General features: G+C 62.6%; 14 protein-coding genes. All 14 read right to left on the reverse strand.

Going from position 1 to position 16,362, the window contains the following annotated elements:
• On the reverse strand, positions 1–109 hold a 109-nt coding region (gene tnpB / locus A33M_RS25370), incomplete at its 3' end, for an IS66 family insertion sequence element accessory protein TnpB (protein WP_192814103.1).
• A 26-nt stretch (positions 110–135) separates the two neighbouring features.
• A complete protein-coding gene (gene tnpA, locus A33M_RS10395) occupies positions 136–582 on the reverse strand; it encodes an IS66-like element accessory protein TnpA (protein WP_040620098.1) in 447 nt (148 codons plus the stop codon).
• A gap of 254 nt (positions 583–836) precedes the next feature.
• A complete protein-coding gene (locus A33M_RS22325; protein ID WP_052026999.1) occupies positions 837–1,559 on the reverse strand; it encodes a class I SAM-dependent methyltransferase in 723 nt (240 codons plus the stop codon).
• On the reverse strand, positions 1,556–2,143 hold the full coding sequence (locus A33M_RS10405) for a hypothetical protein (protein ID WP_040620100.1): 588 nt from the start codon (positions 2,141–2,143) through the stop codon (positions 1,556–1,558). Before A33M_RS10405 ends, A33M_RS22325 begins: the two co-directional genes overlap by 4 nt.
• Before the next feature lie 138 nt (positions 2,144–2,281).
• The gene (locus A33M_RS10410) at positions 2,282–3,343 is read right to left on the reverse strand and encodes a CgeB family protein (protein ID WP_083850408.1); all 1,062 of its coding nucleotides are present in this window, start codon (positions 3,341–3,343) and stop codon (positions 2,282–2,284) included.
• Positions 3,324–4,595 (reverse strand): glycosyltransferase family 4 protein, encoded by a 1,272-nt coding sequence (locus A33M_RS10415; protein ID WP_157223414.1) that lies wholly within the window; start codon positions 4,593–4,595, stop codon positions 3,324–3,326. The genes A33M_RS10410 and A33M_RS10415 overlap by 20 nt, the downstream gene beginning before the upstream one ends.
• 13 nt (positions 4,596–4,608) lie before the next feature.
• Positions 4,609–5,565 (reverse strand): UDP-glucuronic acid decarboxylase family protein, encoded by a 957-nt coding sequence (locus tag A33M_RS10420; protein ID WP_008386709.1) that lies wholly within the window; start codon positions 5,563–5,565, stop codon positions 4,609–4,611.
• 79 nt (positions 5,566–5,644) lie between these two features.
• A complete protein-coding gene (locus A33M_RS10425) occupies positions 5,645–6,841 on the reverse strand; it encodes a glycosyltransferase family 4 protein (protein WP_008386711.1) in 1,197 nt (398 codons plus the stop codon).
• 2 nt (positions 6,842–6,843) lie between these two features.
• Positions 6,844–7,803, reverse strand: coding sequence for a glycosyltransferase family 2 protein (locus A33M_RS10430; protein ID WP_083850409.1), 960 nt, complete (start codon positions 7,801–7,803; stop codon positions 6,844–6,846).
• The gene (locus A33M_RS10435; RefSeq protein ID WP_052027000.1) at positions 7,796–9,952 is read right to left on the reverse strand and encodes a bi-domain-containing oxidoreductase; all 2,157 of its coding nucleotides are present in this window, start codon (positions 9,950–9,952) and stop codon (positions 7,796–7,798) included. Before A33M_RS10435 ends, A33M_RS10430 begins: the two co-directional genes overlap by 8 nt.
• A gap of 429 nt (positions 9,953–10,381) precedes the next feature.
• Positions 10,382–11,989, reverse strand: a complete 1,608-nt coding sequence (locus A33M_RS10440) for a hypothetical protein (RefSeq protein ID WP_157223415.1) — start codon at positions 11,987–11,989, stop codon at positions 10,382–10,384.
• The gene (gene asnB / locus A33M_RS10445) at positions 11,968–13,836 is read right to left on the reverse strand and encodes an asparagine synthase (glutamine-hydrolyzing) (RefSeq protein ID WP_008386718.1); all 1,869 of its coding nucleotides are present in this window, start codon (positions 13,834–13,836) and stop codon (positions 11,968–11,970) included. The genes A33M_RS10440 and asnB overlap by 22 nt, the downstream gene beginning before the upstream one ends.
• 65 nt (positions 13,837–13,901) lie before the next feature.
• A complete protein-coding gene (locus A33M_RS10450; protein ID WP_040620102.1) occupies positions 13,902–14,939 on the reverse strand; it encodes an NAD-dependent epimerase in 1,038 nt (345 codons plus the stop codon).
• Between the two features lie 7 nt (positions 14,940–14,946).
• Positions 14,947–16,293: a nucleotide sugar dehydrogenase gene (locus A33M_RS10455; protein ID WP_008386723.1), complete on the reverse strand. Its 1,347-nt coding sequence runs from the start codon at positions 16,291–16,293 to the stop codon at positions 14,947–14,949.
• Between the last annotated feature and the right edge of the window lie 69 nt (positions 16,294–16,362).

The raw sequence follows: 16,362 nt of genomic DNA on the forward strand, positions 1-16,362 counted from the left end.
GGAACACATAGACCGCCCCGGAGAACGGATCGGCCCGCATCTCTTCGCGTACCAGCGCGGCGAGCCCTTCGGCACCCTTGCGGAAGTCGACCGGCCGGGTCGCCACCATCACCCGCACCGCTCCGGTCGGGCCGATCACGGCCGCGCCCTCAGCGCGCGGATCACCGCAGCGATCGTCCCGGCCTCCGCGCCGGCACCGATCCGCACGCTCACCCCGTCGATCTCCAGCGCGATCGTGCCGGTGACATCCGCGGCCTTGCGGTCTCTTCGGGCTCGCCGCCGCCGCGGAGTCTCCGGCGAAGGCGCGGATGTCTCGACCACCGCCGGCACGAACAGCGGCGTCTCCGAGGTCGGCGCATTCGCCTGCGGCTGCCGAGCTTGTCGCCGCCACGTGAACACCTGCTGCGGCATCAGCCCATGCCGACGTGCGACCTCCGACACGACGGCGCCCGCCACCAGGGTCTCCTCGACGATCCGCGCCTTGTCGCCCGCCGAAAACCGCCGCCGCCGGCCCGTCCCCGAGATCACCTCGATCCGGTGAACCGCCCCCTTGGGCTCGAGCATAGGGTCGAGTTTAGACATGAGTCGATCTCCGATTCAGACCTCGATGATCGGCACACTCCGCCCTCACGAACCCCCGAAGAAGGTGGGGCCAAAACGACGCTTACCTTGGTTCGAACGATCGATAGTGCGGTCAGAATGGCGTTCAGTTGGGCCCAGCTACGATGGTCGCATCGATGAACAAATTGGCCCGCTGCACGGCCTCCGCCGGTATGTCTCCCCCGTGGCGAGAGGCGGCAGGGTATAATGCTCCGCTCGACGGTACGACAAGAACGTCATTCGTCGCGGCGCAGGACGAGAACCACGACGGGATCCCAGGGAATATCGGTGGCATAGATCGCGTTGAGCGCGCGGGAGATGGCGTCGCGTATCCGCGCACGAAGGCCGCGTACGATGTTCTTCGCAATGCCACCGCCACAGATGGCGTGAGCCGCTCGATAGCGAACGATCGTGAAGGGCATGCCCTGGATGAGCTGCTCGAAAATGCTGCGCGAGAGCGCCGACTTATGCGTGGGATCACCGTGCTGCGCCTGCAGTCCGAACGGGCTCTGCCCATTGGGAAAGCGCAGCAGCAAGTGTCCACCGGGTTTCAGCATTTTCGCAGCGGCCTCTAAACGATTCAGGATCTCCGAAATCGAGAAGTGCTCGAACACGTCGAAGGCGACGATGGTGTTGAAGCGATTCAGCTGACCGGATGCGATCCTCTCGATCGCGGGATCCAGGAGCTCGATGCCCCGCTCCCGCGCCGCCGAGAGCAAGACGTCGTTAATCTCCGTACCTGCAACACGCGCGCCCCTTTCACGCGCCCAGGCCAGAAAGCTGCCCGAGCCGAAACCGATCTCCAGTACGTCGGCATCGCGGATCGCGACGCCGCATGTCTCGCCGACGAAGTAGCGCCTCTCGTCGTCGGTGATAGTGAACGGCTTGATCCAGCCCTTCCAGGCCTCGTAGGAGGCGTAGAGGTCGACCGTTGCGTGCTCGTATGCGGGCTGTTTCATTGGCGGACGAACAGAAGAGCAAATTGATCCGATTGCAGACGCAGCGGTAGCGGCGACATTACCAGTCGGCGTGCCAGACGCCTCCCGAGGCTCGGCGACATGTTCATTATGTGCAGGATTCGTTCGAGGGTGAAGCCATGGTGCCGGGCTCGCGGAACCAACACGTCGATCGCTCCCGCACAGTTGATCAGCCACTGATGGCGATGGCCAGGCTTGCTGCCGACCATTCGCACGCCGTGCGCACCCGGCAGTTCGTCGAACAACATGTGCATCGCATGCCGAAGGTTGACTTCGTTGGGAAGCGAGACAAAAACTTGGCGCTCTGCAAGCTCGAGTCCGATGTCGAACAAGCTGACGAATGTGTTGGTGTGCTCGAGCACGTCGAAAATGAAAACCGTGTGCGCGGGCTTTTGCCGACGCAGCTCTTCCTCCAAGCACGCCGCGTCCTCGATGTATGTGACGGAGCTGTCGCTGGTCCGGGCGTAGATATCGGCGCCGACATCAATCCCGCGGTAGCTGGTCTGCGGACCGAGCTGCCGGCGAGACACGCCATCGGCGCAACCTATGTCGATCACCGAGGTCATGCTCGGTGTGCGTTGTGAGAGCCAGCGAGATAGTGTAACGGCTGTGCGCTCGGCACGACTCTTTTCAATTTTCTCGATGCGAGGTGTACCAGGTGTACCGGACATCGTCGACCAATCTGTTGACGCGGGATACGGTCGCTATTCGACCAATTGCCCAAGAATCCTTTCGCGTGCCGCTTGGATATGCCCCAGCATCTCCATGGCCCGCTGCACCGTCGAGGCGCCAGAAGACAGGCAGCGCTCGCGTCCCTTCTCCGCCAGTCGCAGACGCAGCTCGTCATTACCGAGCAGAGTGCGGGCCTTGGCGACGAGGTCGTCGTCGTCGGTGAATCCGACATAGCCCTCGCCGTCGATGAAGGCCGTGTCGTGATCGTCCGTCTTCTCGGCCAGCAGCGGACGGCCCATAGCCGTCGTCTCCCAGCTTCGCGAGGTGATGGTGTCGCGATTGAGCTTGCGCAGGAAGCCGAGCGCGATCTTGCCTGTGTGGAGGGCCTTACCATAGTCGGTGCCGTATTGCGCTGGCCGCACCGTCACGCGTGGGTCGAGCACGCGCGATGGCCAATTGTCTCCCCAGACGACGACGCGCATCCCTGCCCCGGCCAGACGGTTGATGCTGCGGCACCGTTCGGCCTCGAAGGAGCCGACGAACACGAGGTCGCAGCTATCGTACTCGGTCCCGACTTCCGACTGAACGAGCGGGCGGTGGATAGCAGGATCGCAGCCCTTGCCGACATGCACGGGATTGGCCGCGCCGAGCGCCTTCAATTCGGGGACATTGACCTGCTTGTTGGTGAAGAAAACATCCCAGAGCGGAAGGCTGGCCTCGAGCTGTGCGCTCAGGAAATGGCGGCCGATACTGTCGTCCGGCGAGTAGTAAGCCCTCACGATGGGACCAAAGTTGCGCATGGCGCGCAACGTTGCAACCGTGATGACCCGGCTCGAATCGACTAGGATCGCGTCCGGCCGCTCGCGCTCGACCGTCGCCATCAGCGCCTCGTTTTCCTTGTACGTGTCGTTCGGGCGACCCAGCTTCCACATCACGCGATTGTAGATCGATGCCTTTCCCCCGATCACGGCGCCGGTATCGAGAGGAACGCATTGCACGGCCGGCAACGCGCCGAACGCCTCCGCCCGCATTGCCGCCGTGCTGCCCTTCCAAAGCGCACCTTGGTAGATGACTTTAATTTTGGTCGGCATCATACCGAATCTCACCGCTATGCTGGCGCGGGCTCGCCGGCTGCGGCCCGGACCTGGGCGCCATCCGCTTGGCGTTCACGTATTTCAGCGCCGCGAGGATTCCCTGCCGGCATTCCTCATAGCTCCACCGGCCTATGATCTCGCGGCTCATCCGGCCCATGGCCGCGCGCTTCTCCGGGTCGGTCAGAAGAGGTCGCAGCGCCTGGGCGATGGCATCGGCATCGCCTGCCGGTACGGTGAACCCGTTGACGCCGGGACGAACCAGATCGCGTACACAGCCGAGCTTCTCGCCGACGATGACGGGCAGGCCCGCGCACATTGCCTCGTTGACGATGAGACCCCATGGCTCCTCCTCGGACGGGAGCACGAAAACGTCCGCCGCACCGAGCACCTTCGGCATCCGCGACTGATTGAGGAACCCTGTGAATTCAACTTGCCGCGGTCCGCCCTGTGCGGCTGCGGCACGCAGCTCGCTCTCCATCTCGCCGGTGCCGCCAAGCACGAGCGCCAGCGCGACCCCCTCGCGCTCCAGCCGTTGCGCGGCGCGCAGGACGGCGTCGGGGTGCTTGCGCCGCTGCAGCTTCGACAGGTAGAGCACGATCGTCGTGTCGTCGGCCACCCCCAGCTCGCTGCGGATCGCGCGGCGTTCATCTCCCGAAAGCGATGATCGGGCGACGAAGCGGGCGTTGTCCACCGTATAGGGCACGAGGAAGATGCGCTCGTCCGGCGCGCCCATGGCGCGGTAGAAATCGCGGTTGGCGCTGCCGATGGCGAGAAAGGCATCGCAAAACCGATAAAGGCCCTTGAGCGCCGCGTTTCGCGCGACGGCCTTGGCGCCGCGTCGCGTCAAATCGAGGTGTGTCTCACCGCGCGTGAATACGGCGGCACCGGATGCCTTGGCTGCAGATATGGCGATGTGATCAGCCGCATAAGCGTGCCCATGCACGAGGACGGCATCGAACCGGCCACGATAGATCCGACGCCAGAGCGAGGGTCCACCGATGGACCAGAAGCCACCAGGCGTGATCGCCCTGGCCTTCCTGCCGATGAACTCGTGCGTGTAGCCCGAGAGCAGGTCGACATCCCACTTCACCGCTTGGCCGAAACCGCTGTCCTTGGCGCCGCGGATGCTCGAGTCGGACAAATACAGCACCGTCAAGTCGACGTCGTCGTGCTGAGCGAGGTAGGCGTAGAGGGGAGCGAAATACTGGATCGGGTGCGAATTGACGACGCAAAGGCGCATCCTTCGGCTCATCTTCCGCACACCCCTATTGGACAACCTTGCGGAAGTACTCGATCGTCTTCGCTAGGCCGTCGCGGAGCTGGATCTCCGGTTCCCAGCCAAGTTTGCTGCGCGCCAGCGATATGTCCGGCTGGCGCTGCTTGGGATCGTCAACCGGCAAGGGCAAGTAACGCAGCCCGCTGGCGCTACCGCACTGCGCGACAACCTGCTCGGCCAGCTCTGTAATCGTAAAAGCGTTGGGATTTCCAATGTTGACGGGACCAACGAAGTCGGGCGAGCTTTCCATCATGCGGATCATGCCCTCGATCAGATCGTCGACATAGCAGAATGATCGCGTCTGCTGTCCGTTGCCGTATATCGTGATCGGCTCGCGACGAAGGGCCTGCATGATGAAGTTCGAGACCACGCGGCCGTCGGATGGATGCATGCGCGGTCCGTAGGTGTTGAAGATGCGGACCACCTTGATCTCTAAACCGTGCTGTCGGTGATAGTCGAAGAACAGCGTCTCGGCGCAGCGCTTGCCCTCATCGTAGCAGGCGCGCATGCCGATCGGGTTGACGTTTCCCCAATAGTCCTCGGTCTGCGGATGCACGCTCGGATCGCCGTAGACCTCGCTCGTCGACGCCTGCAGGATCGGACATTTGAGCCGCTTGGCGAGACCAAGCATGTTGATGGCGCCGTGCACGCTGGTCTTCGTCGTCTGGACCGGATCGTGCTGATAATGAACGGGTGAGGCTGGGCAGGCGAGATTGTAGATCTCGTCGACCTCGACGTAGAGCGGAAACGTGACGTCGTGGCGCAGGAACTCGAACCGCGGCTCCGCATGGAGATGCTCGATGTTTCGCTTGGTGCCGGTGAACAAGTTGTCGAGGCACAGGATCTCGTGTCCCTTGCCCAACAGACGGTCACACAGATGCGAGCCTAGGAACCCGCCACCTCCGGTCACCAGGATACGCTTTCTGCTGTCGTACAATCGTGCCATTCAGCAATCACTCTCTCGTGGTCGACCACTTTTCGCGGAGCGCGACAACCGTATCGGAGGGTGCCGGACCGGTCTTGCGCTATCGGCCATTCGCCTGCTCTGCCCCGCAATTTGCGATCAGTTCTGCCAGCATGTCCCGTGTGCGCCCAACAGCATCGCTCTGCTCGAGCCAATGTTCGGCACGCAGGCGTGCGGCCTCACTCATGCGCATGCGCGCGGCTTCCGGTAAACCAGCGAACTCTTCGATGGCTGTCGCGAAGCGGTCCGGGCTGTCCAGCGGCAGATCCCAGCCGGCGCCGTCGCGGTGCAGGTCGCGCCACGGTGTCTGGTCGGAGATCAGCACCGGCACGCCGCAGGCGAGCGCCTCGAAGATAGCGTGGCCGAAATTCTCGCCCTTCGTGGGAAAGAAAAAAACATCGTACTCTGCAAGCTTGGCTGCGACCTCGTCGTGCGGCAGCTCTCCGCAATAGCGGATGTGCGGCGATCGGATTGCTTCCCGACATTCGGCCCAATAGGCCTCGTCGCTAACCGGACCGTAGATGTCGAACACTATGGGCTGAGCCAATTGCTGGACGATCTCGATCGCCAGTTTCACGTTTTTCTTCCGGTCGATACGGCTCAGGAATACGAGCCGGACCCTATCGCCCCTGGCTGCAACTCGTGCACCTGGAATAGTCTGGATGGTAGGCACGTTAGGCGCTAAGGCATAGCCACCATGCCATGTCAGCATCCGCTTTAAATCGCCCAGTTCAAGTGGGTCGGTGGCGTGAATACAGACTCCGTCCAGCAGTTTCAAAATACGGGATGCCAGCAGGAAGTGCTTCTTGACGGCGAAGCGCTGCTCCAAGGCTCCAGGGGAGAACTCGCCGCGCGGGGAAAGCATAGCCGCGGCCGTCTTGCTCGACAATCCGAGGCGGCGCTGGAGAAGGAACGGAATCGTGAACTCGCGATCGAAAAAGCCGTTCAACCAGACGAGGTCGTGGGGCGTCGCCGCGAGCAGATCGCCAAGTCCCCGGGCCCCGAAGCGGCCGACGCGCAGATAGCGCGCCTTGGCGAAGCCGAGATCGATCCAGCCATCCACCTTCGCGACAGCCGCCGGCAGCGGCTTCGATGCACCGAACGGCCGATCACGCGCCACTAGGCGGAAATCAAACTCGGCCGAGAGCGACTTGGCTAGCCCCTTGAAGCTCTGGATGGGGCCGCTCGCTTCGTTGCCGGGCCAATAGGCGCCCATCAGGACGACGACGACGGGCTTCCGCGAGACGCGATCCTGCACTGTCAAACCTCGAGCCCGTGCCGCGCCTTGACGTGCGCTCGAAATGCATCGACGCCATGCGCCTTGATGAACGAGCGCGCTTCGTCGATCTTGGCGTCGATCAGCATCATCATCCAGAATCCGTGCATGAAGTGAAATACGAAACCTTCCTTGCCGTCGAGAAAGCCCGCGCGGATGATGTAGCGATAAAGATAGAACAGCGTGGCTCGCAGGTAGATCGGCGCGCGGCCATAGACGTTGTTTTTCATGAAGCGCTTGCGGCGCGCGGCGGCTGCTGTGTCGTGGATTCGCCTGTCTTCCGCGAATAGTCGATACGTGCGGTTGACGTAGTCGATCATGTGCCGCGTGGAGTAGCGGTTGTGCTTGTCGATCCACCAGCCGATGTCGTTGAGGTTGTGGTCGACCAGGTCGCCGCCAGCGATGTGCTCGGTACGCCCGTGCGACAGCACGATGTGCTCGTCCATCCAGCGTTGCTCGATTTGGCCGACCCCCGTGCGCCACAGGCGCAGTAGGATGGTCGAGTAATAGCGGCCGTGCCGGATCCACCGCCCGCGAAAGATCACCTTGAGCTTGAACGTGAGCCCGGTTACGTCCTCGGGAAGGGCATCGAAACGTAGGCGCAGCTCGGCGTGTGCCCTGTCCTCGAGGTACTCGTCGGCGTCGAGCCGCATCGTCCAGGACGTCGTGGGTCGGGCGTTGTCAATGCCCCACTGGAACTGATCGGAATAGTTCTTCCACGCGTGCTGCAGCACCTCCGCGCCCATCGCGCGCGCGATCTCGACGGTGCGGTCGGTGGAGAAGCTGTCGATCACGATCACCCGCTCGGCAAGGGGCAGGATGCGTGACAAGCAGCGCTCGATGTGGATCTCCTCGTTGAATGCGAGGATGATCGCGGTAATGGGAAGCTTGCAGGGGCCCCCGACAGCCCTCACGGTGCCCGCCCGATCGCCGACCTCAAGCATGCTCGACCGCCTCGGCCGCAGCGTCGGCACCGGACAGCACTACGACGGCGCCTGTTCTCAATGCGTCTTGGATGGCGAATGTGGCGCGGGTGACAGCCTCCAGCTCTACCAGAGGGATAGGCGCCGCGCCCTTGCCCTTGGCGGCATCCAGGAAGGCCTTTACTAGCGACACTTGACCCTTGTCCTGACTGGCCTTTGTCACCGTTTGCCGGCCGGCCTTGGTGACAATCATGCGGAAGAAGTCGTCGATCTGGACCACGCACCCCGCCGCGAACACCTCGATCTGCTCCTTCGAGACCGCTGGGTCTCCGAGCGAGGAGTAGACGATTGCCCCCGTCGAGCCGTTCGCGAAACGGATCAGAATCGACACGGCGTCGTCGAGACCGCGGGCAGCCACGGCCGACACCTCCAGCGGAAGACTCCCATTCAGCGCCACCATCGCGTCGATGAAATGGCAGACCTCGCCGACGATGCGGCCGCCACCTTCCTCCCGTTGGATCCAACTGTCTCCGGGGATTGCCCCGGCGTTCACTCGGTACAGCATCACCACGGGACCAGAGCACGGGCTCAAGGCCGCCTTAGCCTGCAGCAGCAGGGGGGCCATGCGCCGGTTGAAGCCGACGGTCAAGACTGCGGTGGAGGCGCGTGCGGCCGCCAGCACGGCGTCGAGCTGCTCGTCATCCATGGCAAGCGGCTTCTCGCAAAAAACGTGCTTCCCCGCATTCAGCGCATCGATCACGTAGCGCGCATGCGAGTTGTGCCGGGTCGCGATGAAGACCGCATCGACGTCCTCACCCCTGGTGATCGCGGCGGGATCGGTGCCGACGGTGTGAAAGCCGTGCTTGCTCCCGGCATGCCCGGCACTGATTCCGGTCGAGGTGGCGACGGCCGCGAGAGACACTCCGGAGCACTTCTTCACCGCAGGTAGCAGCACGCCCTTGGCGTAATTCCCGAAGCCGACGAATCCGATGCGGAGGCCGGAACGGACCGGGCGTTTAAGCGGCCTCGTGATCACCGAGGGCTCATTTCGCGCCTTACTCCCGGGGTAGCTCAGCAGCATCGCCAGGTGCGCGTCGCCGCGCTCCATTGCAGCATAGGCCTGCTCAGCGGCGTGGATTGGAAACCGGTGGGTGACCAGTCGCGACGGGGTAACCCGACCGTCGGCGATCAGCCCCAAGAACGCGAACATGTTGCGCTGCTCGGTCCAGCGTACGTAGGGCAACGGGTAGTCGTTGCCGGCGAGCTCGTAGGCCGGATCGTGGCGGCCGGGCCCGTACGACATGGAGAGCTTCAATTCCAGCTCCCGCTTGTAGAAAGGCTCGCGATCGATGGTCATGCCGACGAGGCCGACGACCACGATGCGGCCTTTCGTGCGGCTGATCTCGGCCGCGAGGTTCAGAGGCTCGCTCGACTTCGTCGACGCGGTGACGATGACGCCGTCGGCGCCGTAGCCGGCGGAGAAACCGAGCGCTGCCTCGCGCAGTCCGTCACTGATCGCGGTGTCCGCCCCGAGGGCGCGGGCCAGCGCCACGCGCTCGGGGTTGGGATCGAAGCCGAGAACCCGGCAACCGTTCGCTTTCAGTAACTGCACGGTCAACAGCCCGATCAGGCCGAGCCCCATGACGACGATGCCCTCGCCCAGCGTAGGCGCAGCCTGCCGAACGCCTTGCAGTGCGATGGCGCCGAGCGTGACGAAGCTCGCGTCCTCGTCCCCGACCCCGTCGGGAATGCGCACCGTCAGGTTCTTGGGGACAGCGTTGATCTCTGCATGATTCGCCATGCCCGCCCCGGCGCAGGCAACGCGGTCGCCGACCGCGAGACCCGAGACGCCGTGGCCGATCTCGACCACCTCGCCGGCGAGCGAGTAGCCGAGCGGGATTGGCGTATCGAGCTTGGCAAAAACCTTTTCGAACGTCGGCTGCAGGCCGTCGCGCCGAGCGTTGCGAATCACGCGGCGCACCAGGTCGGGCCGTGCCATCGCCTTGCCCGCTAGTGATGCCTTAGCTAAATTTATCAGCTGCTTCTCCGTGCCGGAAGAGATGAGGGAGACACGCGTCAGAACAAGCACCGTTCCGACTCCCGCCCTCGGAGCAGGAACCTCGGCGACCTTCAAATCGCCGCTAAGGTAATTCTGTTGGACCTGCTTCATGTTTGAAATCCGGGATGCACATCTGATAATATCAGCCACACAAATCTATTCTGGGGATATGACATAGCCTCCCGCGTCAAGTTATAGAAGCCTGTCGGACTTGACGGCACCGGCTGGCATTGTCGAACATTGATTCTCGATGATCATGTGTTGGGTATGAGCAACTTTCGTCCGGTGGATCGTGCGACCGGCCACGCGCTACGGCGCCAGCTCGGCACGCGCGGGAAAATTGCGGCATTGGGTAAGCCGACCCGCGGCATCGGGCTGTCCGGCGTTCGCACCAGAGCGGGCAACAGATCGCGCATTTGTCGCTGCAGGTCGAGTTCGACTCACCGCACGAGCCGTCCGGGTGGCACATGGCGAGCGAAACAAAGTGATTGGCTCGCACACTCAAGCAAGCAGGCTCGGATGCTCATTTCGGGTTCCGCATCACGGCCGGCTCGCGACCCTCTGTTGCCGGAGCCGCCCGATGATGCTGCGCCTCAGTTCAGCTGGCAGGCCAACCACTCCGGCGGGCGCGGCACCCAGAACGGCGTAAAGCAGGCCGACGACCAGGAACGACGCAACCGAGGTCACCCCGACGAGGTAGACCAGTGTCGTGACAACTAGCGAGCACCAGATTGCGGACAGGATCATCGCCCAATAACACCTCGCCAGATAAGGGACCGGTTCGAACCATCCTGTGACGCTGTGGGCGAGCAATGGCAGGGCAATGCAGAATGCCACGATATCGCCTACCGCCAACCCCGCCGCGGCACCCGCCGTACCGAATTTCCAGGACAGAAGAAGGAGCCCGGCTAGTCCGAAGGCCAGTTGAACGACCTGAGCGATGGCCCCCGGGCGGGGCATATTGGCAAGCGTCAGGAGGCTAGTGACCGGAATGCTTGGAACTGCCGCGGCTGCACCGGCCAGCAAGTACAAGCTGATTGACAGATCGAACAGGTCCGCGCGTCCGGTCCACAGCGTGACGAACGAAGCACCGAGTACTGCGATCCCGACGCCGATGATCGAGAGCAGGACTGACATCAAGACCGCACTGTGCTCGACATTGCGCACCACCGCCTCTCGCCGGCCATTGTGCAGTGCGTCGGCCAACTCGACGGCAGCCGACAATGAAAACATCATCACAATCTGTCGCGCGAACGTGACCAGTGTGCGCAGAATGATGAACCCGACCAGCGGCGTTCCGCCAATGCCCATTAGGCCGAGTACGAGTACGGGGGCCTGCTGCCAAGCGACCGGAATCCCTTGCTGGAGGACCAGCCACTTGACGTGGTGCGCGATCTCGACCACCTCTGCGGAGGTTGGCAGCTGAGGTCTGAAGGTCAGATCGGGGAAGCGTTGCTTCAAGTCGCGAATCATGACCCCCCAACCTGCCACCAGATCGCTTATCAAGACGACGACAGCCTGGACGAGCGGCGTGGCGCCAAGGCTCGCCGCAACGAGCGTCGAGACCGCCAACGCGGCGAACTGCACTTGGTCGACTAAAGTGCCAAGGGCGTACTGCTGACGACCGCGGTAGAGTTGGGAAATGGCGCCTCTCGCGGAGCGCGAGATGCTTGCCGCGCTGAGAAGCACCAGGATAACCTGAGATTGTTCACGCGGAATCATCTTGATGGCGAAGACTGACGGCACATCCAGCAGAGTGAGCCCGACGATGAGGATCAGCAGCGTTCCGCATGCGAGAGCAAACCCCCACGTAATCGCCACTCCTAGAGTGCGCTGGAAGGCAGCATGATCCAGACTCGCTCTATGCTGCTGCCAGACGTTGCCGAAGTAGATGTTGAGCCCCATCTCGGCCAGGGCAAAGGAACCAGCAACGGCCATCAGGATGGCCCATTCGGCAAAGACGTCCGTGCCCCAGCCGCGCAGCAGCACCATCACGACTAAGAAGCGATCCACAAAGCTGATCGCCAAACCCACCAGCTTTGCGCCGAAGTTCTTTCCTATTCGCGCCAACATGCCCGGCACTGAAATATGATTGCGGATTGCCAAGTCCCGCGGCGGATATGATTTCAGCACGTCACCTGCTGCCAAGCTGCCACGCTACGAGCCCAACCACGACTGAAAGGCTTTGCATTCGAGACCGTATGCATTTGGTTGGAAGGCCCCTTCTCGATCCAGCTCTGGACGGGGATGCCGAATCCGGTCTTGGGGCGTCGAACTATCTCGTCCGGTAGCGGACGGCTTGGCGCCGCGGCCAGAAGTGCTTTCCCGGATGGCCGCCGGCCGGCAATCATCAAGGGGGCGACGGCCTCAAGCAGGTAGTGGTCGACGAGTGGGGTACGCAGCTCAAGCGAATGAGCCATGCTCGCCCAGTCGGAGTCGCGCAAAAGTTGGTTGCGCAGATAAATGCTCGATTCTAGCGCGGAAACCATACCGAAATCGGTTTTCGGACCGCCTTCTAGCACTCGTGACAGGAACTCGAAAGGGGCTAACTCCTCAAGTCCTTCACGAACGAAGGCCTTATCCGCAATCGCCTCTCCCATCTCCTCGGGAAGGAAAAGGCCGCGCTGCAGAAGGTAGGTTCCAGAGAGCTCCGCGCCATAGCGGAGGAGCCCGGCAAGCTTGGGATGCACGGGCAGTCCCACGGACTCAGCCAAGCGAACGGCAGCCTGCGCGAGAGTTGCCAGGCCAGGAACCCGTGCCGGCACATGCAGCATGCGCGTCAGATAGGGCAGGCTCTGGAACGTCGAGTAGCCTCCAAAAAGCTCATCTCCTCCCACACCGCTGATCGCAACCTTGAGACCGGCTTCATGACTAGCCTTGCTGACGAACCACGTGTTAATGCCGTCTATCGACGGCTGATCCATCGCCTGGAGAATCTTCGGCAGATCGTTGTGGAACTCGCTGGCGCTCACGACTCGCGTCGTGTGGTTGGTTGCGTAAAAGCGAGCGATCTCGGCCGCGAGCGGCGCTTCGTCGTTGACACTGCCCTGGAACTCTTCGTAGCTCAGCGTGATCGTACGGATTTCCGTCTGGCCGGCATCTCGGATGAGGCCGACGAGCGAACCAGAATCGACGCCGGCAGAAAGGAAAACCCCTACTGGCACGTCGGCGATAAGGTGGTGCCGCACGCTGTCGAGGAGCGCCTCGCGCACGATCTGCTGCAATGCTGCAGTCGGAAGGGCAGTGCGTTCGTCCTCGGCAGCATGGATTGCAGCGGAGAGGGAATAATAGTGTTTATGAGCGTGTGCTCCTGTGCGATCGACTGTGAGTGTGGAGCCGGCCGGCAGCGCCTTGACGCTTTCGAACACTGTCCACGGCTCCGGCACGCTTCCGAACAGGAAAAAGCCCGTGACGCCGGCGGGATCGGGGCGACGCCGGGTCCTCGGATCGAGCACGAGTGCCTTGACCTGCGACGCGAAGGAGAAAATGCCGCCAGCGTCGGCATAGTAAAATGGTTTGATGCCGTAGGGGTCGCGCGCGCAGAAAAGTGTCTGGCGCGGCTCGTCCCACAACGCGAAGGCGAACATTCCGCGCAGTTTAGAGATGAAGCCAGGTCCGTCTTGACGATACAGTTGCAGCAGCACCTCCGTGTCCGACGTGCTGCGGAAGACGTAACCCTGGCGCTGTAGGCTCTCCCGCAGTTGCCTGAAATTATAGATTTCGCCGTTGAACGTTAAGACCACGCTGCCATCATCGCTCGCCATCGGCTGCGCACCGTTCGATGTAAGGTCAATTATCGCGAGCCGACGGTGACCGAGCCAAACTCGCCCGCTAGGGCAACTCCATTCGCCACTGCCATCAGGTCCTCGCGTCGCCATACTGTCGCGGATGCGGAGCAGAGCTGTTTCGTCGACCTTGGCTCCATCCCGATAGGCGAATGCACCGCAAATGCCGCACATGAGACTAAACAACTCCCGTCGGAGGCGACACCACATCCGTGGCGCATCGAAACCGGAGCGTAAGGTCAATAAACTGCACGCAAATACACCTTGTCAACGATCTATTGCGTAAAAATTAAATCATTATAATAACTTTGGTACCAACGCACGAATGTCGCCACGCCTTCACGAGTTGGGGTCGCGGGCTTGTAACCTACTGTCTTGGACAGTTCCGTAACATCAGCGTAGGTGTCGGGAATGTCCCCCGGCTGCATAGGCAAAAGCTCCTTCGCCGCCTTCTTGCCGACCGCGTCCTCGATGGCCTCGATGTACTCCATCAGCTTCACCGGCTGGTTGTTGCCGATGTTAAAAAGGCGGAACGGTGCGTTGGAGCTCGCCGGATCGGGGTCGTCGCTCGACCAGTCCGGGTTCGGGGCGGCGATCTGGTCGGACGCGCGGATCACGCCCTCGGCGATGTCCGCCACGTAGGTGAAGTCGCGCGTGTGATTTCCGTGATTGAAGACCTTGATCGGTGCGCCGGCCAGGATGCTCTTGGTGAACAGGAACAGCGCCATGTCCGGCCGGCCCCAGGGGCCATAGACCGTGAAGAACCGCAGCCCGGTGGTCGGCAGCCCGAACAGGTGGCTGTAGGCGTGCGCCATGAGCTCGTTCGCCCGCTTGGTCGCGGCGTAGAACTGGAGCGGATGGTCGACGCCCCGGTGCTCGGAGAACGGCATCCGCGTGTTGGCCCCGTACACGCTCGACGTCGAGGCGTAGGTCAGGTGCGGCGTCGCGGCGTGGCGGCAGGCTTCGAGGATGTTCGTGAAGGCGACGATGTTCGACTGAACGTAATCGTGCGGGTGCGTCAGGCTGTGGCGCACGCCGGCTTGCGCCGCAAGGTGGATGACACGGTCGAAGCCGTGTGTCGTGAATGCCGCGTCGACGGCACGCTGATCCGCCAGGTCGGCGCGAATGAAGGTCCAACGGCCCGGGCCATGGCGCGCGGCCTCGTCGAGGATGCGGAGTCGCGCCTCCTTGAGGGACACGTCGTAGTAGGTGTTGACGACATCGAACCCGACGACCTCGTCACCGCGTTCGAGCAGGCGCTTCGCGGTGTGGAAGCCGATGAATCCGGCGGCCCCGGTCACGAGAACTTTCATTTCGAACTCACAGCCGCCCGTCGGTTTCGTGCTTTGCGAACACGCCTTTGACGTCGAAGAGCACCGCGTTGGGCCGGCCGAATTCGCGCACCTTGGCCGCTCCCATCTCGGCGAACTGGCGGTGGCTCACCGCAAGGATCACCGCGTCGTAACGACCGGCCGGCGGCTCGGTCTGCTCGACCTCGACGCCGAGTTCGTCCCGTGCGTCGGCCACGTCGACCCAAGGATCCCAGACCTCGACTACGGCGTTGTTCTCCTGCAGCCCTCGGATCACGTCGAGGACCTTGGAGTTTCGAAGATCGGGGCAGTTCTCCTTGAACGTGAGACCCAGCACCAGGACGCGGGAGCCTACGACGGGGAAACCGCGTCGCATCATCAGGCGGGCGACCCGCTCGGCGACGTGCGCGCCCATGCCGTCGTTGATGCGGCGGCCCGCGAGAATCACCTCGGGGTGATAGCCGATCTCCTGGGCACGATGGGTGAGGTAATAAGGGTCGACGCCGATGCAGTGGCCGCCGACCAGGCCCGGCGCGAAGGGCAAGAAATTCCACTTCGAGGCTGCCGCGGCGAGCACCTTCCGGGTATCGAGGCCGAGCTTGTGAAAGATGATGGCGAGCTCGTTCATCAACGCGATGTTGAGGTCCCGCTGCGTGTTCTCGATGACCTTGGCGGCTTCCGCGACCTCGATCGAGGTGGCCTTGTGGGTGCCGGCCGTGACGATCGAGGCGTAGAGGGCATCGACCGCATCGGCGGCTTCGGGGGTGGAGCCGCTCGTCACCTTGGTGATGGTCGTCAGGCGATGCGCCTTGTCGCCGGGATTGATGCGCTCCGGGCTGTAGCCGACAAAGAAGTCTTGGTTGAATCTCAGCCCTGATGTCCGCTCCAGAACCGGCACGCAAATCTCCACGGTGCAACCCGGGTAGACGGTCGATTCAAAAATGACGATGGCACCTTTCGACATGGCCTTGCCGACGATCTCGGAGGCTTTCTCGAGAAGAGTGAGATCCGGGCGTTTGGCCCGATCGATTGGTGTCGGGACAGCGACGATGAACATGCCGCAGTCTTTCAGGTCCTCGCCTGCATAACTATACTTCAGGTACTTTGCGGCGGCCAGATCGTCGGGCTCGACCTCGAGCGTGCCGTCCCGCCCGGATCGCAGCTCCTCGACACGCGCCTTGCTGATATCGAACCCGACGACCGGACGAATTTTTCCGAACTCGACGGCCAGCGGAAGGCCCACGTAGCCGAGGCCAATGACCGCAATCGTCGTTTCATTTGGGTTCATGTAATAAATGCTCTTGGAAGGGGCGATGCTCGAGGTGGCGTCCTGGTCGGCCGACCCGAGCCGAGCCATCTCGGCAGAATTGGACTCTTCCCGAAGGCGCCGTGAAAAGAAAAACTCAAGCTACCGCACTCGGGGTGA

It is taken from the genome of Rhodovulum sp. PH10 (assembly GCF_000293785.1).
Taxonomy (GTDB): Bacteria; Pseudomonadota; Alphaproteobacteria; order Rhizobiales; family Xanthobacteraceae; genus Rhodoplanes.